General features: G+C 72.2%; 16 protein-coding genes. 11 read left to right on the plus strand and 5 right to left on the minus strand.

Features of this window, described 5'->3' with window-relative positions; genetic code table 11:
• Positions 1-63: 63 nt before the first annotated feature.
• The 3 genes from ACF1CT_RS25755 to ACF1CT_RS25765 all read left to right on the plus strand — a co-directional run bounded on the left by ACF1CT_RS25755 (position 64) and on the right by ACF1CT_RS25765 (position 2,729).
• On the plus strand, positions 64-594 hold the full coding sequence (locus ACF1CT_RS25755) for a hypothetical protein (RefSeq protein WP_391786321.1): 531 nt from the start codon (positions 64-66) through the stop codon (positions 592-594).
• Positions 595-636: 42 nt separating this feature from the next.
• Complete coding sequence (locus ACF1CT_RS25760; RefSeq protein WP_391786322.1) at positions 637-1,446, plus strand: hypothetical protein; 810 nt, start codon at positions 637-639, stop codon at positions 1,444-1,446.
• Between the two features lie 77 nt (positions 1,447-1,523).
• Positions 1,524-2,729 (plus strand): lytic murein transglycosylase, encoded by a 1,206-nt coding sequence (locus tag ACF1CT_RS25765; RefSeq protein ID WP_391786323.1) that lies wholly within the window; start codon positions 1,524-1,526, stop codon positions 2,727-2,729.
• Here ACF1CT_RS25765 and ACF1CT_RS25770 read toward each other — a convergent pair.
• Positions 2,718-3,779 carry an ATP-dependent DNA ligase gene (locus tag ACF1CT_RS25770; RefSeq protein ID WP_391786324.1) on the minus strand — a complete coding sequence of 354 codons (1,062 nt, stop codon included), beginning with the start codon at positions 3,777-3,779 and terminating at the stop codon, positions 2,718-2,720. The two genes, ACF1CT_RS25765 and ACF1CT_RS25770, sit on opposite strands and share 12 nt — an antisense overlap.
• Positions 3,780-3,876: 97 nt before the next feature.
• On the opposite strand from ACF1CT_RS25770, the gene ligD reads away from it, so the two are divergent.
• Positions 3,877-4,887 (plus strand): non-homologous end-joining DNA ligase, encoded by a 1,011-nt coding sequence (ligD, locus tag ACF1CT_RS25775; RefSeq protein ID WP_391786423.1) that lies wholly within the window; start codon positions 3,877-3,879, stop codon positions 4,885-4,887.
• Entirely contained in the window at positions 4,884-5,963 is a 1,080-nt protein-coding gene (locus tag ACF1CT_RS25780; RefSeq protein ID WP_391786325.1) for an ABC transporter permease, read from the plus strand. Before ligD ends, ACF1CT_RS25780 begins: the two co-directional genes overlap by 4 nt.
• A 72-nt stretch (positions 5,964-6,035) precedes the next feature.
• On the opposite strand, the gene ACF1CT_RS25785 is transcribed toward ACF1CT_RS25780, so the two are convergent.
• Together ACF1CT_RS25785 and ACF1CT_RS25790 are read right to left on the minus strand one after the other, a co-directional pair.
• Entirely contained in the window at positions 6,036-8,246 is a 2,211-nt protein-coding gene (locus ACF1CT_RS25785) for an OmpL47-type beta-barrel domain-containing protein (RefSeq protein ID WP_391786326.1), read from the minus strand.
• Between the two features lie 11 nt (positions 8,247-8,257).
• Entirely contained in the window at positions 8,258-10,750 is a 2,493-nt protein-coding gene (locus ACF1CT_RS25790) for a ThuA domain-containing protein (protein ID WP_391786327.1), read from the minus strand.
• Between the two features lie 352 nt (positions 10,751-11,102).
• On the opposite strand from ACF1CT_RS25790, the gene ACF1CT_RS25795 reads away from it, so the two are divergent.
• Complete coding sequence (locus tag ACF1CT_RS25795; protein ID WP_391786328.1) at positions 11,103-12,212, plus strand: multicopper oxidase domain-containing protein; 1,110 nt, start codon at positions 11,103-11,105, stop codon at positions 12,210-12,212.
• 5 nt (positions 12,213-12,217) lie between these two features.
• On the opposite strand, the gene ACF1CT_RS25800 is transcribed toward ACF1CT_RS25795, so the two are convergent.
• Positions 12,218-14,512, minus strand: a complete 2,295-nt coding sequence (locus tag ACF1CT_RS25800) for a DEAD/DEAH box helicase (RefSeq protein WP_391786329.1) — start codon at positions 14,510-14,512, stop codon at positions 12,218-12,220.
• 147 nt (positions 14,513-14,659) lie between these two features.
• Complete coding sequence (locus tag ACF1CT_RS25805; RefSeq protein ID WP_391786330.1) at positions 14,660-15,442, minus strand: IclR family transcriptional regulator; 783 nt, start codon at positions 15,440-15,442, stop codon at positions 14,660-14,662.
• A gap of 440 nt (positions 15,443-15,882) precedes the next feature.
• Here ACF1CT_RS25805 and ACF1CT_RS25810 point away from each other — a divergent pair, with 440 nt between their 5' ends.
• Genes ACF1CT_RS25810 through ACF1CT_RS25830 form a run of 5 tightly spaced genes read left to right on the plus strand, consistent with a single transcriptional unit; the run spans position 15,883 to position 20,413 of the window.
• Positions 15,883-16,893: an ABC transporter substrate-binding protein gene (locus ACF1CT_RS25810; protein WP_391786331.1), complete on the plus strand. Its 1,011-nt coding sequence runs from the start codon at positions 15,883-15,885 to the stop codon at positions 16,891-16,893.
• Between the two features lie 21 nt (positions 16,894-16,914).
• Positions 16,915-17,931 (plus strand): NrtA/SsuA/CpmA family ABC transporter substrate-binding protein, encoded by a 1,017-nt coding sequence (locus ACF1CT_RS25815; RefSeq protein WP_391786332.1) that lies wholly within the window; start codon positions 16,915-16,917, stop codon positions 17,929-17,931.
• Positions 17,928-18,758, plus strand: a complete 831-nt coding sequence (locus ACF1CT_RS25820; RefSeq protein WP_391786333.1) for an ABC transporter permease — start codon at positions 17,928-17,930, stop codon at positions 18,756-18,758. The genes ACF1CT_RS25815 and ACF1CT_RS25820 overlap by 4 nt, the downstream gene beginning before the upstream one ends.
• A complete protein-coding gene (locus ACF1CT_RS25825; RefSeq protein ID WP_391786334.1) occupies positions 18,755-19,525 on the plus strand; it encodes an ABC transporter ATP-binding protein in 771 nt (256 codons plus the stop codon). Before ACF1CT_RS25820 ends, ACF1CT_RS25825 begins: the two co-directional genes overlap by 4 nt.
• Positions 19,526-20,413 carry an ABC transporter substrate-binding protein gene (locus tag ACF1CT_RS25830; RefSeq protein ID WP_391786335.1) on the plus strand — a complete coding sequence of 296 codons (888 nt, stop codon included), beginning with the start codon at positions 19,526-19,528 and terminating at the stop codon, positions 20,411-20,413. It begins immediately after the preceding gene.
• Positions 20,414-20,417: the final 4 nt, after the last annotated feature.

A 20,417-nucleotide genomic window follows, 5' to 3' on the forward strand; every position in this document is an offset into this window, starting at 1 on the left:
ATCGACACGGACACCGCGGGACGCACCGCCCGGAGCGGTTCGGCCGGCAGGGGAGAGACAGCGATGGCACGGGTACGGACGAAGCACAACCCGCTGGTGGCGGTGGCGATCGCGCTCACGGTCGCGGCGGCCGCCGCGGCGGTCTGGGGCGGCTGGTCCTGGTACGGGGCGGCGCACGACACGTCGGCGTCCTACGCGCAGACCCGGGACGACGCGCTGGCGGCGGGCGAGCAGGCGGTGCAGAACATGAACACGCTCGACCACCGGAAGCTCGACGAGGGGCTGGACAACTGGGAGGACTCCACCACCGGCGAACTGCACAAGCAACTCGTCGAGGGACGGGGAGGGTTCGAGAAACAGATCCAGGAGGCGAAGACCGCGAGCACCGCCAAGGTGCTCTCGGGCGCGGTCACCGAACTCGACGAGCGGGCCGGCAAGGCGTCGGTGATGGTCGCGCTGCGCATCACCGTGACCGCCCCGAAGGCCGAGCCTGCGGTGAAGGAGAGCCGGATGCTCGGGCAGCTCACCCGCACCTCCGAGGGGTGGAAGCTCAGCGCCCTCGGCCAGGCGCCGGTCGGCAACACCGCCGGCTGACGCCACCGGCTTCCCATCCCGTCACCGAGAGGACCACCGGACATGTCGACGACCCGTCACCTCGTCAACCGTCGAAGGCGCCTGGCCACCGTCGCCGCGGAACGCGGCGGCGCCACCGCCCCACCGCGCGGGCCCGCGGAGCCGGGTGCATCACGAGCCGAGCCCGACTCCGCGCCCGCCGCCACGGCCACGGCCACGGAGGAGCCCCCGGTCGTCCGGGCGGCCGAGGACGACGCCGACCCGGAGGACGTCGCCGCGTCGGGAACGCGGGGCGCGGACGGCCGGGAGGAGCAGCGGAACGAGGCGGACGGGAAGAAGAGGGCGAGCATCCGCCCCCGGCTCCGGATCGGTCTTCCCGCCGTCCTCTGCGTCCTCACGGTACTGCTCGGCGCCTTCGCCGCCCTGGCCTTCGGCTCGGCGGCGAGCCTGCGCGACGAGCCGGCCCGGCACAACACCGCGCTCACCGACATCGCCCGCACCAGCGAGGTGAAGGGCCAGGTGTCGGAGGCGGTCGGCGCGGTCTTCTCGTACAACTACGCCGCCACCGCCAAGTCCGAGCAGGCGGCCAGGACCCACCTGGTCGGCAAGGCCGTCCAGCAGCACCGGGACATGCTCGCCCAGGTCCGTGCCCAGGGACAGAAGCAGAAACTCGTGCTGACCACGACCGTCACCGACAGCGGCGTCGAGCTCCTCGACGGCGACCGCGCCCGACTGCTGATCTACGCCGACCAGAGCAACACCCGTACCGGCACGTCGGACGAGACGACCTACGCGGCGGCCATGTTCGCCGTGGACGCCGTTCGCCGCGACGGCACCTGGCGGATCTCCGCCATCGACACGTTCGCCCGGTGACCCGGGGAGCCCGGTGATCCGGGCCAGAACCGGCGATTGCGGTGAGACCAGTGATCCGAAGGATGAGGGGAGCACCAATGAGATTCACCGGCACCACGCGGCGCAGGATCGGCGGCACCGCGGCCGCCGTCGCCGCGATGGCCGCGCTCACCGCGTCCCAGGCACCGGCCGTCGTCCGCCACGAGCAGACCCCGAAGGAGCGGCGGCAATCCGACGAGGTGGTGTGGTCGCAGGTGCCCAACGACGACTCCTACCACACCGAACTCCCACCGCCGAGCACACCGAAACCGCCGGAGAAGGGCGTGAAGCAGAGCCCGGCCGCAGCCCGGACCTGGGCCGAGGCGGGCATCCCCGCCACGGTGCTCGCCGCCTACCGCAAGGCGGAGGGCGTGCTGGGCCGCACCGATCCCGGATGCGGGCTGCCCTGGCAGTTGCTGGCGGCGATCGGCAAGGTCGAGTCGGGGCACGCGGCCGGGGGACGGGTCGACGTCCACGGCACGACGCTCACCCCGATCCTCGGACCGGTGCTCGACGGCGCCGGCTTCGCCCGGATCCCGGACACCGACGACGGCGTGTACGACGGGGACCGGACGTACGACCGGGCGGTGGGCCCGATGCAGTTCATCCCGTCCACCTGGGCCCACTGGGGCAAGGACGGCAACGGCGACGGGCGCCGCGACCCGAACAACGTGTACGACGCGGCCCTCGCCGCCGGGTACTACCTCTGCGCGGGAGCCCGCGACCTGACCGTGAAGGCCGACCTGGACCGGGCGGTCCTCGCCTACAACCACTCCGACACCTATCTGCGCACGGTGCTGTCCTGGCTGGAGTTCTACCGCGAGGGCGTCCACCCGGTGGCCGACGGCAAGGGCGTCGTCCCGAGGAGCCCCGGCGCGGGCGGTCCCACGCAACCGACGCGACCGGTCGGCGGCCCCGGCGCACCGGGCGGCGACATCGTCATCGGGCCCCGGCCCGGAGGTTCGCCCGGCCCCTCGCCGTCGGCGTCCCCCGGGCCGTCCGGTTCGCCGACCGGCTCCCCGCATCCGACCGGTTCCCCGGACCCCACCGACCCGGGTGGTCCGCCCGACCCGACCGACAGCGGATCCGCCTCGCCGGACCCCGGCACGACCCCCGACCCCGGCACCTCGGAACCCGGTTGCCCGACCGGCTCCCCCTCCCCGGACCCGACCGGCACGACGGAGCCGACCGAGTCCCCGTCACCGGAACCGAGCGGCAGCGAGGACCCGTGCGCCACCCCCTCGGGTGCGGCGTCAGCCGGCTGACAGCACCTCGGCCAGGTCGTACCGGGCCACCTCCTCCAGTTGCGCGTAGGTGCAGCTGTCCGGGGCGCGGTCCGGCCGCCACCGGCGGAACCGGGCGGTGTGCCGGAAGCGGTCGCCCTCCATGTGGTCGTACGCCACCTCGCAGACCCGTTCCGGACGCAGCGGCACCCAGGACATGTCCTTCTTCCCCGACCAGCGGCTCGGTGCACCGGGCAGCCGGCCGTGCTCGTGCGCCGAGGCGTCCGCCCACGCGGCCCACGGATGGCCCGCGAAGCCGACGCGCGAGGGTTCGAGTTCCGCGACCAGTTCCTCGCGGCGCCTCATCGAGAAGGCCGCGCACACCCCGACGTGCTGGAGCACGCCCTGGGCGTCGTACAGGCCGAGCAGCAACGAGCCGACCACCGGACCGCTGCGGTGCGGGCGGTATCCCGCCAGCACGCAGTCTGCGGTCCGCTCGTGCTTGATCTTGTACATCACCCGGGTGTCGGGGCGGTACGGCAGGTCGAGCGGTTTGGCGACCACCCCGTCGAGCCCCGCGCCCTCGTACCGCCGGAACCACTCCTCGGCCACCGCCGGGTCCGTGGTCACCGGTGCCAGGTGCACGGGGGGCGACGCGGCGGAAAGGGCCGCCTCCAGGACGGTCCGCCGTTCGGACTGACGCAGCGGGAGCAGCGACTCGTCGCCCACCGCCAGGATGTCGAAGGCGATCAGACTGGCCGGGGTCCGTTCGGCGAGCAGCCGCACCCGCGAGTCGGCCGGGTGGATGCGTTCGCCGAGCCGGTCGAAGTCCAGGCGGCCCTCGTGCACGACCACGATCTCGCCGTCGATCACGCAGCGCGGCGGCAGATTGTCCCGGACCGCGGTGACCAGCTCGGGGAAATAGCGGGTGAGCGGCTTTCCGGTGCGGCTGCCGATCACCACCTCGTCGCCGTCACGGTGCACGATCGCCCGGAAACCGTCCCACTTGGCCTCGTACTGCATACCTGGGGGGATCTTCGCGACGGACTTCGCGAGCATCGGCTTCACGGGCGGCATCACCGGCAGATCCATGACGCGATTCTCACCCGGGAGGCCGGTCTTCTCTCCCGATGTGCGGCATTGGTGAGCCCGGCCTACCGTGACCGTCATGGGTGCAGCGGGCAGAGCGGTGGAACTGGAGGTCCACGGACGGACCGTGCGGCTGTCCAGTCCCGACAAGATCTACTTCCCGGAGCCGGGCTACACGAAGAGGGACGTCGCCGAGTACTTCCTCGCCGTCGGCCCCGGGATCACCCGCGCCCTGCGCGACCGGCCGACCACGCTCCAGCGCTTCGTGGACGGGGTCGAGGGCGAGTTCTTCTACCAGAAGCGGGCCCCGAAGAACCTTCCCGACTGGATCCCCACCGCCCGGATCGCCTTCCCCAGCGGACGCACCGCCGACGAGATCTGCCCGACCGAACCGGCCGCCGTCCTGTGGGCCGCCAACCTCGGCACGCTCACCTTCCACCCCTGGCCGGTCCGCGGCACCGACACCGACCACCCGGACGAACTGCGCATCGACCTCGACCCCCAGCCCGGAACCGACTACGCCGACGCGGTGCGGGCCGCCCACGAACTGCGGTCCGTCCTCGACGACCACGGCCTGCGCGGCTGGGCCAAGACCTCCGGCGGCCGGGGCATCCACGTCTTCGTTCCCATCGAGCCGTGCCGGACCTTCACCGAGGTCCGGCGAGCCGCCATCGCCACCGGGCGCGAGCTGGAACGCCGGATGCCGGACCGGGTGACCACCGCCTGGTGGAAGGAGGAACGCGGGGAGCGGATCTTCGTCGATTTCAACCAGACCGCCCGCGACCGCACGATCGCCTCCGCGTACTCCGTGCGTCCCTTCCCGCACGCCCCGGTCTCCGCGCCGCTGCGCTGGGACGAGATCGACGACGCCGAACCGCGCGATTTCGACATCCGGACCATGCCGAAGCGCTACGCGGAACTCGGCGACGTCCACGCGGACATGGACGAGCACGCCTTCCGGCTCGACGGCCTGCTGGAGCTGGCCGACCGGGACGAGCGGGAACGCGGCCTCGGCGACCTGCCGTACCCGCCGGAATACCCGAAGATGCCTGGCGAGCCGAAACGGGTCCGGCCGAGCCGCGCCCGGCACGACGAGGACGGCGCCGCGTGAGCGCAACCGACCCGGGGCCCGCCGCACCGCACGGGGCCCATGGCCGGGCGCCGACCGGGGCCCGGAAGTGGGCCGTGTACAAGGGCTCGCCGTACTTTCCCGCCACCGTCCTGCTGTTCATCCTCGCGGCGGCGGCCGGGCTCTTCGCCGGCTCCTACACCTACGCCATGGCCAACCCGACCCCGCACCGGATCCCGACCGCCGTCGTCATCCGGGCACAGACCGGACGGGGCGAGGAGTTCGTGGCCGCCATGGACAAGGCCCTCTCCGCCTCCCTCGTCATCCAGAGGTTCCCGACCTGGGCACGGGCACGGGAGGCACTGGAGGAACAGCGGGTCTTCACGATCGTGCGGTCCGGAGGCGGCGGGGTGACGCTGGACGTGGCAAGTGCCTCGGGCGCCACCGTGGCACAACTGCTCGCCGAGTCCGCGGTGAAGGTCGGCCGGGCGATCGATGTGCCGGTCACCGTCCGGGACGTCAATCCCCTGCAGCGGGGCGACCCGCACGGCCTCGCCCTCTTCTACATCTCGCTCGCCGCGGTGATCGTCGGCTTCGTCGGGGCCATCCAGCTCAGCGTGCACGCGCGGGCGCTGGTGCCGCTGGAACGGATCGCCTTCACCGTCGCCTACTCGCTGCTCGGGGCGTTCGCCATCGCCGCGGTCGTGGACTGGTTGCTCGGCGCGCTGGACCTGCCGTTCGTCCACTCCTGGCTGATCCTCGCCCTCACCATGTTCACCTGCGGCATGGCCTTCACCATGTTCAACACCCTGATCGGGCGATGGGCGATGCTGCCCACCTGGGGCGTGATGGTGCTGCTGGGCAATCCCTCGTCCGGCGGCGCGGTCTCCTGGCCACTGCTGCCCTCGGTGCTCGGGCACATCGGCCGCTGGCTCCCGCCGGGGGCCTCGGTCAACGCCCAGCACACCGCCGTCTACTACCGGGGACACCAGTTCCTCTTCCCGTATCTGGTCCTCGCCGCCTGGGCGCTGGTGTCCTGCACGGTGTTCTGGGTGTGGCGCCACCGGCACCCGGGCGGCCGCGACCACGTGCCCCGGCACGCGGCATCGGCGGGCTGAGACCGGACGCGGTACCCGGGGACGGACATCCTCCGCCTCGCGGGTACCGCGTCCGGTGCGGGCCCGGGAGGCCTACAGCTCCTTGATCCGGATGTCGCGGTACGAGACCACGTCCGCGGCGCTGTGGACCTGGAGGCCGATGTAGCCGGAGGCGTACCGGCGTCCGTCGGTGCCCGGGTCGTCGTCCCGGGGCGGTTCGAAGAACTGCCCGCGATCGTTGTCGAACTCGTTGATCAGGACGCCGTTGCGGTAGACGGAGTAGTGCTGGTCCACCACCCGGATCTCGTAGTCGTTCCAGGTGCCCTTGGGAGCGACTCCGGCTCCCGCGAGCCCCACCCGGTCGAAGCCGTAGAGCGATCCGGTCTTGTAGATGTCGCCGTCCGGCCGGTCCAGGATCTGTACCTCATGGCCGTACTTGATGGCGACCCACTCCGGACGTGACTCCTCCGGATTGTCGTGGACGTCGGGGAAGCGGACGAACACGCCGCTGTTGGCGTTGCCCGCGCCGGGGGCGTCGTCCCGCCACTGGAGCTTGAGCGAGAAGTCGCCGTACTGCCGCGCGGGGAACCACAACATGCCCATGCCGTCCACGGTGCTGGAGCTGGTGAGGGTGCCGTCGGCATTGAGGCCGAACTCCCCGCCGCCGACCTGCTGCCACTTGGCGAACGACGCGGCGGTGCCGTCGAAGAGCTTGGTGTAGCCCTCGACCCGGCCCGGTGTGCCGATGCCCGACTCCTCGGCCGCCCGGTGGATCGTCCTGCGCTCGCGGGCGTCGATCACACCGGCCGCGAGCAGCTTGTCGAGGACACCGTCGACGTGCTTCAGGAACAGCGCGTGCGACGACCAGTCCTTCTCGTCCTCGATCAGTTCATTGACGGTGCAACGGTTGCCGGTGACGCGGTTCGGCACGCCGGTGTCGACCGTGCCGACGACGACGGTGAGCCGTTCGTCGAACTCCGGGCAGTTCGGCGCCGGAACGCCGCCGCTCCGCGCGATGGCGAACGACACCCGCTTCGCCTCGGAGGTGTTGCCCGCCCTGTCCGTCGCCCGGTGGGCGAGGGTGTGGTGGCCGACACGGTCGACGATCACGGCGGCGGTGTAGACGAGGTAGGGGCCTCCGTCCAGCGAGTACTCGATCCGGTCCACCCCCGACTCGGTGTCGGTCGCGGTGACCGTCACCCTGGCGCTGGTGATGTACGCGTTGTCGGAGTTCTTGTCGCCCTCGATTTTCGCCGCGGTCTCCGGTGGCGTCCTGTCCCGGGCCGGAGGCTCGACGACGGTGAAGTCCACCGACTTCACGGCGGACGCGTTGCCCGCCCGGTCGGTGGCCCGGTAGCGGACCGTGTGGGCACCGGTCTCATGAACCATCACGGGGGCGGTGTACGGCTGCCAGGCACCGTCCTCCCCGGTCGCGTACTCGATGGTGTTGACACCGGATCCCGTGTCGGAGGCGGTCACGGTGACCGTCGCCATCCCCAGGTACCGCCCCTGGTCGTCCGTGTCGCCGGACACGGTCGCCGACGTCTCCGGCGGCGTGGTGTCGTCCGTGGGCGGTGCGGCGACCGTGAACTCGACGGACTTCTCCGCCGAGACGTTCCCCGCCCTGTCGGCGGCGCGGTACCGGAGGGTGTGCGCCCCGACCTCGTTCACCACGACCGGTGCGGTGTACGGCTGCCAGGCGCCGTCCGCCCCGGTCGCGTATTCGACGGTGCCGACCCCCGAGCCCTCGTCGGTCGCCGAGACGGTGACCGTGGCCTGACCGACGTAGGCGCCGTCGGCGTTCCGGTCCCCGTCGACTTTCGCCGAGGTCTCCGGAGCGGTGGTGTCCTCGCCGCCGCCGTCCTCGGTCACGGTGAGGACGCCCTGCATCGCCTCGTGGCCGGGCATGGTGCAGTGGTAGAAGTACCGGCCGGGGGAGAGCGTCACCTCGGCGGTGTGCCTGCCGCCCTGGTCGTCGCCCGGGTTGGCCAGGATGTTCAGTGTCACGTCGTCGTTGAATTCCGGGTCCGAGACACCGAACGTCAGCGTGTGGGGCATCCCCGTGGTGTTGCCGGTCGCCTCGCTGTTCTCGAAGACGATGGTCGCCTTCCCGGCCACGGCTGTCTTCGGGACGGACAGGTAACGGTCGATGGGATCGCCGGCCGTCCAGGTCAGGACCTGTTCGGCAGCACCGTCCGCGCTGCGCCCGTACGCCGCCGTCGAGGTCAGTCCCAGCACCATCAGAAACGAACCGAGCAGGGCGAGCCACAGCCGCACGGGCCGGTATCGCCGTCGCGAGAACATCGAAGGGTGCCTCACCGTACCGCCGCCTTCCTGGCCAGATCCCCGGCGACCGGAGTCGGTCCGCCGCCCCGGTACGTCACCCGCCACAGCGCGGACTTGGAGTCGGAGGTGAAGAAGCCGCGCCCGTAGTCGAGGACGTACAGCGAACCGTCCGGGGCGAACTTCCAGTCCATCAGGTTGCGGATGCCGTCCGCGCCGACCGGGACGATCTTCCGCAGGGACTCCGCGTGCGTGGGCAGTCCTCCCTCGCCGGCCGTCCTCGGATCCGTCAGCACGGCGTGCCGCGGCTGGGTGTCGTCGTAGAAGTCACCGACGAACCACTTGCCGTCCCAGTAGGCGGGCCACTTGTCGGCGCTGGTGCTCGCCGCGTCGTACCGGTACACCGGTCCGTTCATCGTGGCCTGACCACCACCCCTGAGCCACGGCAGCAGTTCCTTCTGCTCCCCGGGCTCGTAGCTCGGGACGCCGTTCGCGTCGCGCGGGTAGTCCACCCCACCGCCCTGCGGCGAGTACCAGATGGTGTTGGACGTGATGGGCGGCAGGTTCACCAGCCCGTCGTTGTTCGGCGACTCGTTCTTCGGGTGGTCGCAGTCGTACCAGCCGAGCGGCTCGGCCGGATCCGGCAGATTGCGGTCACGGTAGGGCTGCTTGTTGCCCATGCAGTACGGCCAGCCGTGATTGCCCGCCTTCGTGATCGCGGCGAACGTGTCGTACTTGGCGGGCCCCCAGGTGGTGGACGGCGCGCCCGCGTCGGGGCCGACCCAGCCCGCGTAGAGCGTGTCGGTGGCCTTGTCGACCGAGATCCGGGCCGGGTTGCGCACCCCCATCACATAGATCTCGCCGCGCGTCTTCCCACCGCCCTCGTCGGGCTCCTTCCCGGTGAAGAGATTGCCCTCGGGGAGCGTGTACGTGCCGTCGTCCTCGGGGTGGATCCGCAGGATCTTCCCGTTGAGGTTGTTGGTGTTGCCCGCGGTGCGTCGGGCATCGGCGAACGAGACGCCCCGGTAGTTCGGCTGCGGGTTGTTCCCGGAGTAACCGTCGCTGAATCCGGAGGAGTTGTTGTCCCCGGTCGCGATGTACAGGTTGCCCCCGGAGTCCCAGGCCATGCCGCCGCCCGCGTGGCAGCAGCTGTGGATCTGGACCGGCCAGTGCAGCAGCACCTTCTCCGAGGAGAGGTCGAGCGTGTTCGTGGCCGGGGCGAGGGTGAAACGGGAGACCTGACGGACCGCCGTCTGCCTGTCGCGGTCGATCTTCGCGTGCGGGGTGTAATGCAGGTACACCCAGCCGTTCCGCTCGAAGTCCGGGTCCAGCTCGATCCCGAGCAGCCCCTCCTCGACCTTGACCAGTTCGTCGCCGCCGCCCTTGTTGCCGAAGACGGTCAGCTCCCCGGCGAGGGTGACCTCTCGCGTCCTCGGGTCGTAGACGTGGATCTGCCCCTTGCCCCTGCCGACGTCCGGGTCGTTCCAGTCGGTGACGACCGGCACGCTGCTGTCCGTGCCGCCGCGCCCGATGTACAGCACCCGCCCGTCCGGCGCCACGACCAGGCCGTGCGGTTCGCCGATCTGGTCGTTCAGGCCCGGCTGATTGGGCGCGGTGACCCGTTCGGCCGTGTAGTGGGAGGCGATGGTGGCCTTGCAGTCGGCCTGCGAGATGCGAGTGGTCCAGTCCAGCGCACCGCGCAGATGGTCGCGGAAGTCCGTCTCGGCGAAGCTGTCGACCGTGCCGCCCATCGCCGTGTAGAAGGAGCGTCCGCCGTCGTAGTCCCGGCACCAGGAGACCGGATGGTCCCAGCCGTTGGCGCCCGCGCCCGGCTTGTAGGTGAGCTCCCGGACGCGCGCCACCGTGTGCACGTCGCCGGACGGGTTCTTCGCCCAGTTCAGCCACTTGTCCGGGCGTTTCCACTCCAGCGGCAGGTTCTTGGTCGCCGGGTGCAGGCGGTCGCCGATCTCGACCGTCGCGCGCTGCACGGAGGCCGGACCGCCGGCCGCCGGACGGGCCCCGATCAGGCCGGTGAACCAGTCCGAGTACGGTTCGGTGCGCGCCGCGTCGTGGATGCCGAGGAAGCCGCCGCCCGCTTCCATGTAGGCCTCCAGACCGGCCTCCTGCTCGGGGTCGAGCACATCGCCGCCACCGGTCAGGAAGACGACGGCGTTGAACGTGCCGAGCCGCTTGCCGTTGGTGAAGACAGCCGGGTCGTCGGTGGCGACGGTCCGGAACCGGCCGCTCTCCGGCCCGGTGAGACCGATCCGTTCGATCGCCGCGATACCGGCGTCCACGGTCGGGGACTCCTCGGTCGCGGAGGCGTGGAACACCAGCACCTTCACGTCGGCGCCGCCCGGCGGCGACGGAAGGGACAACGTTGTCGCCGCGCCGTGCGGCGCTCCTGGACTGGGTCTGGCGTCGGCCGTGTTGCCGCCGAGCAGGGAAGCCGTCAACGCGCCGGCCGCCAGGGCCGCCGCGAGTCCGCGTCGCGATCCGGACCTGTGATGTGGTGCGTGCTGCATGTGGTCACCCACCCCTCTGTGGTCGCTGCAACAGCGGATGAAGCTAGACCCCTTTTCGTGACTCGCCAATAGCTATGGCAGCAATGAAACGAACTTTGTCCAGGGTGTGGATAAACGGGGAGGGGCCCGCTACGGTGTGGGCCGTCCGGGCGGCAGCCGCGCCCCGCCAACCCCTCAAGCCCCTGAAGCGGCCGAGTTCGCCGTAACCTCCATAGTCTCCGCGGTCCCCGTGACCGGGCCGAACTCTCGGCCGGGCGGTCCCCGCGACCCGGGTCCTCTCCGAGATCGCCCCGGCATGCCGGAACGCTCGCATCCGCCCCCGTACATTCCTCGGCGCAATAGGGAGTTCGTCATGGACAGAAGGAGCTTCAACCGTAGATTCCTGGTGGGCGGCGGGGTGGCCGCCGCCACTGGGGTGACATCGTTGTCGCTCGGTGCGGTCGAGGCCAGTTCGGCGGAGGTCCCGCCGAGGACCGCTCCGGCCGGGGGACTGGTACGTCATCTCAAGCTGTACGCCGAGAAGCTGGCGGACGGCCGGATGGGGTACGGGCTGGAGAAGGGCAAGGCGTCGGTGCCCGGGCCGCTCATCGAGCTCAACGAGGGCGACACCCTGCACGTCGAGTTCGAGAACACCATGGATGTGCCCGTCAGCCTGCACGCCCACGGCGTCGACTACGACACCGCGAGCGACGGCACCCGGATGAACCGGAGCACGGTCGAACCGGGTGGCACCCGGACCTACACCTGGCGCACCCACGTCCCAGGCCGGCGGAAGGACGGCACGTGGCAGCCCGGAAGCGCGGGCTACTGGCACTACCACGACCACGCCGTCGGCACGGACCACGGCACCGGCGGCATCCGGAAGGGCCTGTACGGCCCGCTGATCGTCCGACGCAGGGGCGACATCCTGCCCGACAGGACGATCACGATCGTCTTCAACGACATGACGGTCAACAACGCCCCGGCGCACCAGGCACCCGACTTCCACGCCACCGTCGGCGACCGGCTCGAAGTCGTGATGATCACCCACGGCGAGTACTACCACACGTTCCACATCCACGGTCATCGCTGGGCGGACAACCGGACCGGACTGCTCACCGGACCGGACGACCCGAGCCGCGTGATCGACACGAAGATCGTCGGCCCGGCGAACTCCTTCGGTTTCCAGGTCATCGCGGGCGAGCACGTGGGGGCGGGCGCCTGGATGTACCACTGCCATGTGCAGAGCCATGCCGACATGGGCATGGCCGGACTGCTGCTGGTCGCCAAGCCGGACGGCACCGTACCGGGCTACGACCCCCACGATCCGGCGACCCATGCCACGGCGACGCCGGGCACGACTCCTCCCGGCAAGGGGGAACCGGGCAAGGAGGAAACCGGCAAGGGCGGTTCCGGAAAACAGGCACCCGCTCCGGCCGCCACGGGGACCACCGCCCATGACGGCGCGGCACACGGGTCCTGACCGGATCAGTCCTGCGGCGCCGTCCCGCCGACGTCGGCGGGTTCGGCGGCTGGAGCGGGTTCGGCCGATTCGGCGGCCTCGGGCGTTCGGGGCGCGGGGGGTGCGCCATCCGCACCCGTCGTCTCCGTCGCGAGGCGCAGCTGCTCCTCCTCGACGATGCGCCGCGCGAGCGCCCCGTCCGACACGTCCACGGCATCCGGCGTCGTCTCGGCGACGTCGCTGCGCCGCGCGTACAGGTCGAACAGTTGCTCCTTGCGGGCCAGGATCGCCAGCATCCGTTCGTCGACGCTGTCGGTCGCGAGGAGCCGGTGCACCCGGACGGTCCGTATCTGCCCCATCCGGTGGGCGCGGGCCACCGCCTGGTGTTCCGTCGTCGGCTTGATCTGGGGCTCGCAGATGATGACGACGGACGCGGCCTGCATGTTGAGCCCGACACCGCCTGCCTGGATCTGGCTCAGCAGGACGGCATGGCCGTCGACGGCGCTGAAGGCGTCGATGACCTCCTGGCGCCGCGCGGCCGGGAGGCTCCCCGCCACGGGGCCGAACACATCGGGGCCCAGGGCCTGCCCGACGGTGCTCAGCACCTCGCGGAAGTACGAGAAGACCACCACCTTGAGGCCGCTCTCCACAGCCTCGGCGACCAGTTCGCGCAGGCGGTTCAGCTTCGCTGACGTGGCCGGCCGGGCGTACGCGGCCCGGCGCATCCGCATGAACTGCCCGGCGCTCACGGCCTCGCGGTAGGCGTCGAGGTCGTTCGCGCTGAACTCCTCCCACTCGTCGACCTGCACCAGGGCCGGAAGCTCGGTCAGCACGTCCTCCTGGTTGCGCCGCAGGTAGGCCGGGGCGACGGCCCTGCGGAAGGCGTGCGAACCGGCGGCCCCGTGCGTGGTGTGGATCGAGGGGGCGAGTTCCGGCTGGAGGTGGCGGACGAGGTTGCGGAACTCCTCGACGCGGTTCTCCATCGGCGTACCGGTCAGGAACAGCACCCGCTCGGTGCCCTGCGTCCACCCGGACACCGCCCGGGAGCGGCGGGTCTCCGGATTCTTGACGTAGTGGGCCTCGTCGACCACCAGCATGCCGGGCCGCAGCCCGCAGTCCCTGGCGGCCGGCAGCGTGTGCAGGGCGTCGAACGTGGTGACCGCGACCCCGCCGGTCTCCCGCCACTCGGCGAAGGCGGCCCGCCGTTCGGGGCCGTGCACCGGCAGCGCCCGCAGCGTGGAGCGGGCCCGTACCTCCCGGGCCCAGTTGATCAGCACGCTCGCCGGGCACACCACCAGGAAGTGCGTCTCGCCGTGCGCCGCGAGGTGCGCGAGCGCGGCGATGGCCTGGACGGTCTTGCCGAGCCCCATCTCGTCGCCGAGGATCACCCGCTTCTGCGCGAGCGCGAACCGGGCCCCGAACGACTGGTAGCCGCGCAGCGACACCCGCAGCCGCGCGTCGTCCAGACGCAGATCGCGCACCCGGTCGGCGATCCCCGACGGGATGAACCCCTCGGCCGCGTCCCGGTCCGGGCCGGTGCCGGACATCTCCGCGAGGAGGCTGTAGTACTCGGCGGACCGCAGTTCGAAGTCGACCCACGCCGCGACGTCCGAATCCGCCTCCCGCAGCAGATCCGCCGACACCTGCCCGAACAGCAGGGGAAGTTCGCGCGACGTCGCCCCGTCGACGGCCGCCCGCACCGAGACGACGGCGTCCAGCGCCCCGGTACGGGTCTGCCGCCGGGCGAACAGCAGGCGCATCCGGCCCCGCGCGGGGCCCGCGGCCGCCACCAGGGGCTCCAGCAGGGCGATCAGTGCCCGGGCCGCGTCCACCGCCCGGCGCACGTCGGGACCGGCCTCCACCAGCCGGTGCAGCGCGGTGAGCAGCGCGGTCGTGGAGTCGTCCGGGGCGTCCACGTCTATCCGCACCGCGACCGTGTCCCGAACGGCGTGGGCGATCTGGCCTGCCGCCGCCAGCGCCTGGTCGGCGGTCTGCGCGCCGACGCCGGGGATCTGGCGGAGCTCGTAGCGGTTCGCCCCGTGGACCTGGCCGACGGTCGTGAAACCGGCCTGCTCCACGGCGCCGAGCCGCAGCCTGCCCTCGGTCACGTCCCGGAGCCGGGAGACCGGGATGGCCGACAGTTCGTGGCGGACGAGGGTGTCGAGCAGAGGCGCCAGCGCCGCGCGCACGGCGTCGACGGCGCGGGCATGATCGGCCAGCACCGCGCGAGCCGAGTCCAGCAGCCGGTCGGCCCGCGCCAGCAGTTCCCGGGCGGCCCTCCCCGTGGGGGTCGCGTCCCGGTCCGCTCCGGCGTCTGTCATCCACGTTCCTCTGTCCGCGCAGCCCGGGCCGCCGTCCTGCCCGGAACCCGCCCCGAGCGCTTCATATCGTGCCATGTGGCACCGACAGCACCCCGGCCCAGGTCCCCGCCTGCGCCGACCGCGGGTCCCCGGACCCACCGCCCGCCGTCAGACGGCGGGCGGACGGCGCTCCGCCGGGGACAGCAGCAACACCTCCAGCGCCCGTGCGCAGGACCGGGCCTGCGCCAGGAACCACTCGATGCGCGCGTCCGGGATCAGCGACGGCGTGCCCCGGAGGGCGAGCGCGAAACGCACGTACCCGGACCCGTCCAGCACCGGGACCGCCAGGGTCCGCACCCCGTGGGCCGACTCGCCGTCGTTGAGCGCGTACGCCGCGCTCCGGACCCTCGCCAACTCGTCCTCCAACGCGCCCGGTTCGACGATCGTCCGGTCGGTGAACGCGGGCAGCGGCGGAAGCGAGGCGGGGCCGCCCTCGCCGGGCCGTGCCCAGGCCAGCAGCACCTTGCCGAGCGCGGTCGAGTGCAGCGGCCTGCGCAGCCCCACCTTCGGGGTGACGGAACCACCGGCGACGATCACCGCGTGCGGACCGCTGCGCAGCGCCAGGTCCGCGATGGCGCCGGTGCGCTCGGCGAGATCCGCCAGTTCCGGCGCGGCAAGGTGCAGCCCGCGCTGGTGGTACGAGAGCCGGCCCAGCTCGGTCACCGCGAGGCCGAGGCGGTAGCGCGACGTGTGGGCGTCCTGCTCCAGAAAGCCCGCACCGAGCAGGGTGCGGGCCAGCCGGTGCGCCGTGGAGACCGGGAGCCCGAGGCGGCGGGCGAGATCGGAGGCGCTGAGATCGGGGCCGTTGTCGTGGAAACAGTGCAGGACGTCCAGGGCGCGCCGAACCGCCTGCGCGCCAACGGGGGGACGCACCGCCGCGGCCTTGGCCATATCGGGTCACACTCCGCTCGTGAGCGAGGAACAAGGGTGCATGCGCTTGCCACATTACGGGAGTTGAGAGAGGGGAAACTCCGGCCGTGCAACACTCCGTTCATACCCGATCCCACATCATGGGAAGCGGGTGGTGGGCCGCGGGAGGTCTGTGGCACGCTGCTGCGCGTCACCACCGACGAGCGGAAGGGAGCAGTGCCATGGCCGGTCGCCACTTCGTGAGCCCCCCGCGCACCGTTCCGGACCCGCTCGCCCTGACGCTGCGCCGTCACATCGACCTGGCCCTCGTCTCCAGCGCCGTCTGTCGCTGACCCCCCGCGCCGCCCCGCCGTATCGACGCGGCCCGGGGCGCCCTTCCCGCACGCGGTGCCCACGTCCCCCGAAGGACGCGCCGCGCCCTGCGCCCTCCCCTCACTTCACCGACCCCTCGGGAAGACCCCATGACGCGTGCCGTCCTGCCCCGGACCATCTGGTTCACCCGCTGCCCCGTACCCACCGCGACCGGTATCGCCGCCGACCGGCGGTGGCTCACCGAGGAGTTCGCCCCCGACGGCATCGAGGTGCGCTCCCTCCAGGACGCCGCCCCCGGCGCCGACCGGGCCGCCCACTTCACCCACGCGCTGCCGGGTCTCTTCCGCGAAGGAGGCAACGTCCCCGCCCTGTGGGCCCGTTCGCGCGGCGAACGGACCCGGCTGATCGGGCTCACCTGGATCGAGGAACGGCAGACCGTCCTGGTCGCGCCCGGTTCCGGCATCCGGGGCGCCGGGGCGCTGCGCGGGCTGCGGCTCGGCGTTCCGGCGCACGACATCGCCATCGACTTCTGGCGGGCCATGGCCCTGCGCGGCTTCGCGGGGGCGCTCTCCTCCGCCGGGCTCGGACCGGACGACGCCCTGCGCGTCGACGTGCCCGCCGCGGGCCACGAGGGCCAATGGGCCGCCGAACTCGACGCACTGCGGCGCGGCGAGGTCGACGCCGTGTACGTGAAGGGGGCCCGGGCCGTCGAGGCCGCGCGGCGGGCCGGCGCCGAGGTGGCCGTGGAACTCGACGACCTGCCCGACCGCCGGTTCCGTGTGAACAACGGCACCCCGCGCCCGATCACCGTCCATCAGCACCTCCTCGACGACCACCCCGACCTCGTCGACCGCTTCCTCGCCGTCCTGCTCAGGGCCGCCGACTGGGCCGCCGGCCGGCCCGGCGAGGTGGCCCGCATCCTCGGCGCGGAGACCGGAGCGGGCGCCGACGGCGTCGCCGGCGCCTACCGGCCGGGCACCCACCTCGCCCTGCGCCCCGACCTCTCCGCGGACCGTCTGACCCTGCTCGCCGCACAGGAGGCCGGGCTGCGCGCCCACGGCTTCCTGCCCGAACCCGTCGACGTCACGGCCTGGGCCGACCCCGAACCGCTGCGCCGCGCCGCCGCACTCGCCGCCCGCCCCCACCCCGCCACCACCTGAGCCACGAGGACCTCCGACACCATGCCCCTCTCCCGCCCCACGCGCACGACGCCCGCCCTGCTCACGGCCACCGCCCTGATCGCCCTCACCGCCTGCGGCACCTCCGGGGCCGATACCGGCGGCGCGGGCCCCGGTTCCCGCGCCACGGTCGAGGTCCGCATCCCCGATCCCGGCAACTCAGGCGTGCTCGCCCTCGGCAAGAAGGACGGCAGCCTCGACAAGGCCCTCGCGAAGGTCGGCGCGAAAGTGAGATGGACCGGCAGCGCCGGGCCCTTCGCCCCCGCCGCCCAGGCGATGAACGCCGACCAGCTCGACATCGCCACCGGTTCCATCACCTCCGGCATCACCTCGCTCGCCCGGCGTCCCGGCTTCAAGTTCTTCACCGCCGTCGCCCCGGACGGCGCCGGTGAGGGAATCCTCGTCAAGAACGGCTCCGGCATCGACTCCGTCGCCGGTCTGGCCGGTCGCAAGGTCGCCGTCAACCAGGGCGGCACCGGCGAGTACCTGCTCCTCAAGGCCCTCGCCCGAGCGGGCGTCCCCGCCGACCGGGTGGAGCGCGTCTACCTGCGGCCCGACCAGACCGCCGCCGTCTTCAACGCGGGCAAGGTCGACGCCTGGGCCGTCTGGTCCACCTACTCCGTCGCCGAGATCGGCACCGAAACCGCGCACTTCGTCGCCGACGGCGCGGCGATCGGCTCCGACAACTACAGCCTCAACGCCGTACGGACCGCCTTCGCCGAACAGCACCCGGACATCGTGAAGGCGCTCTACCGCTACCTCCACGACGCCAGCGTCCAGGAGAAGAAGAACCCCGACGCGTACCTCAACGTCTTCACGGACGCCGGACCCACCGCCGTCAACGGACGGGCGAAGGAGGTCCAGGCCGACTTCACCCGCAAGGGCGGCACCGTCGACCCCATCCGCCCCGACGACATCCGGCGCTTCCGGAACGTCGCCGCCTTCTACGCACAGCAGAAGGTCACCACGACCGAGGTCGACGTCGCCCCCCACCTCCTCGACATCGAGAAGACGCCATGAGCGACGCCACCCCCGCCCCGGACCTGGTCCGGCCGCGCCCCGGACGCCGCAAGGACCGCGGCCGGACCCGCACCCTCACCGTCCGCGCCCTCGGACCGATCGCCCTCCTCGCCCTGTGGTGGACCGCGTCCGCCACCGGACTGCTCACCCCCGACGTACTGGCGTCGCCGGAAGAAGTACTGCGCGCGGTGGGGGAGCTGTGGGGCAACGGACAGCTGTCCGACGCGCTCGTCACCTCCCTGACCCGCTCCGGCCTCGGCCTGGCCCTCGGACTCGCCGCCGGTCTCACCCTCGGCATCACCACCGGATTCACCCGCCTCGGCGACGAACTCCTCGACTCCTCCCTCCAGACCCTGCGCACCATCCCCTTCCTCTCCCTGGTTCCCCTGTTCATGGTCTGGTTCGGGATCAACGAGACCGCGAAGATCCTGCTCATCGCCGTCGCCACCACCTTCCCGATGTACGTGTCGACATCGAGCGGGGTGCGCGACACCGACCCCAAACTCGTCGAGGCCATGCGCACCTTCGGCATGGGCCGACTCGCACTCGTCCGCGAAGTCGTCCTTCCAGGAGCCCTGCCGTCCCTGCTCGCCGGCCTGCGGCTCTCCATGACCCTCAGCGTCATCGCCCTGATCGCCGCCGAGGAGATCAACGCCACGGCCGGCATCGGCTACCTGATGTCCCAGGCCCAGAGCTACGCCCGCACCGACATCCTCGCCGTCTGCATTCTCGTCTACGGACTGCTCGGACTCACCGCCGACATCGTCGTCCGGCTGCTGGAACGCGTGCTGATGCCCTGGCGCGACGCGAGGGGAGCCACCCGATGACCGACGCCACCCCCCGGGCCGCCGCCGTACGGGTACGCGGACTGCGCCGCGCCTTCCGCGGCCGGACCGTGCTCGACGGCCTGCGACTCGACATCGCCCGGGGCGAGTTCGTCGCCCTGCTCGGCGCCAGCGGAAGCGGCAAGACCACCCTGCTGCGCATCCTCGGCGCGCTCGACGGCGCCGACGCGGGCGAGGTGCTCGTCCCCCGCGCCCGCACCGTCGTCTTCCAGGAACCACGCCTCGTACCGTCGAAGAAGGTCCTCGCCAACGTGACCGTGGCCCTGCCGCGCGGCCACCGCGCACAGGGGCTGCGGGCGCTCGCCGAAGTCGGACTGGAACGGCACTGCGACGCCTGGCCCGCCACCCTCTCCGGCGGCGAGGCACAACGCGTCGCGCTCGCCCGCGCCCTGGTCCGCCAGCCCGAACTGCTTCTGCTCGACGAGCCGTTCGCCGCGCTCGACGCCCTGACCCGGCTGAAGATGCAGGACCTGGTCGGGGAGCTCTGCCGCACCCACCGGCCCGCCGTCCTCCTCGTCACCCACGACGTGGACGAGGCGGTGCGCCTCGCCGACCGGGTCGCCGTCCTGCGCGACGGCCGCCTCGTCACCGACGAACCCGTGTCCGTCGGCCACCCGCGCGATCCCGGCGATCCCGCCTTCGCGGATCTGCGCCGCCGTCTCCTGCGCGACCTCGGTGCCACCCCGGCCCCGCCGCCCTTCGCACCCGCCTCGCCCACCCCCGAACGAACCAGGACCGGAGCGATCTGAATGACCATCACCATCGGTGTGCACAGCAGCAACCCGTCCCTCTACCACCTGTACCACCTCACCCGCCTCGGCCTCGCCCGGGACGCACTCGCCCCGCTCGGCGAGGACGTCGTCTTCCGCCCGTACACCGACGGCGTGCGCACCGGAGAACTCCTCAGCCGCGGCGTCATCGACTTCGGCGGCACCGGATCCACCCCGCCGGTCACCGCCCAGGCCGCCGGGCACGACATCGTCTACGCGGCGGTCTCCGCCCCGCGCCCCGAGCACGGCGCGCTCCTGGTGCCCGAGGACAGTCCCGTGCGCACCGTCGCCGGTCTCCGGGGCGGCACCGTCCACCTCGCGATCGGCTCCTGGCAGACCCATCTGATCGCCAAGGCGCTCGACGACGCCGGGCTGTCCTACGCCGACGACATCACCGCCGTCCGGGGCGGCGAGGACAGTGAGGAACTGCTGCGCACCGGCGCGATCACGGCGTGGGTGGCCCAGGGCGCCGCACTCGCCGCGGCCCGCCGTACCGGCGGACTGCGGACCCTGATCCGCACCGGTGACGTCATCACCGACCGCTCCGTCTTCTTCACCCGCCGCGAGTTCGCCGAGAGCCGCCCCGATGTCGTCGAGGCCCTCATCCGCGCCCTGCGCGGGGCCGACGACTGGGCGGCCGCACATCCCCGGCGGGCGGCCGAGATCGCCGCCGCCGATCTCGGCGGTCCGGTGGACGACTGGGAGACCGCGCTGCGCGCCCTGCCCTGGCGGATCGAACCCGTCACCGACGCGTTCCTCGCCGAGCAGCAGGAGGCTGCCGACATCTTCCACCGCACCGGCTTCATCGACCGGCCGGTCACCGTCGCACACGCCCGCGCCGGCGCCCGTGCCGACAGGACGGCCTGACACC

Origin of the sequence: Streptomyces sp. NPDC014734, from assembly GCF_043083325.1 — a bacterium.
GTDB lineage: Bacteria > Actinomycetota > Actinomycetes > Streptomycetales > Streptomycetaceae > Streptomyces.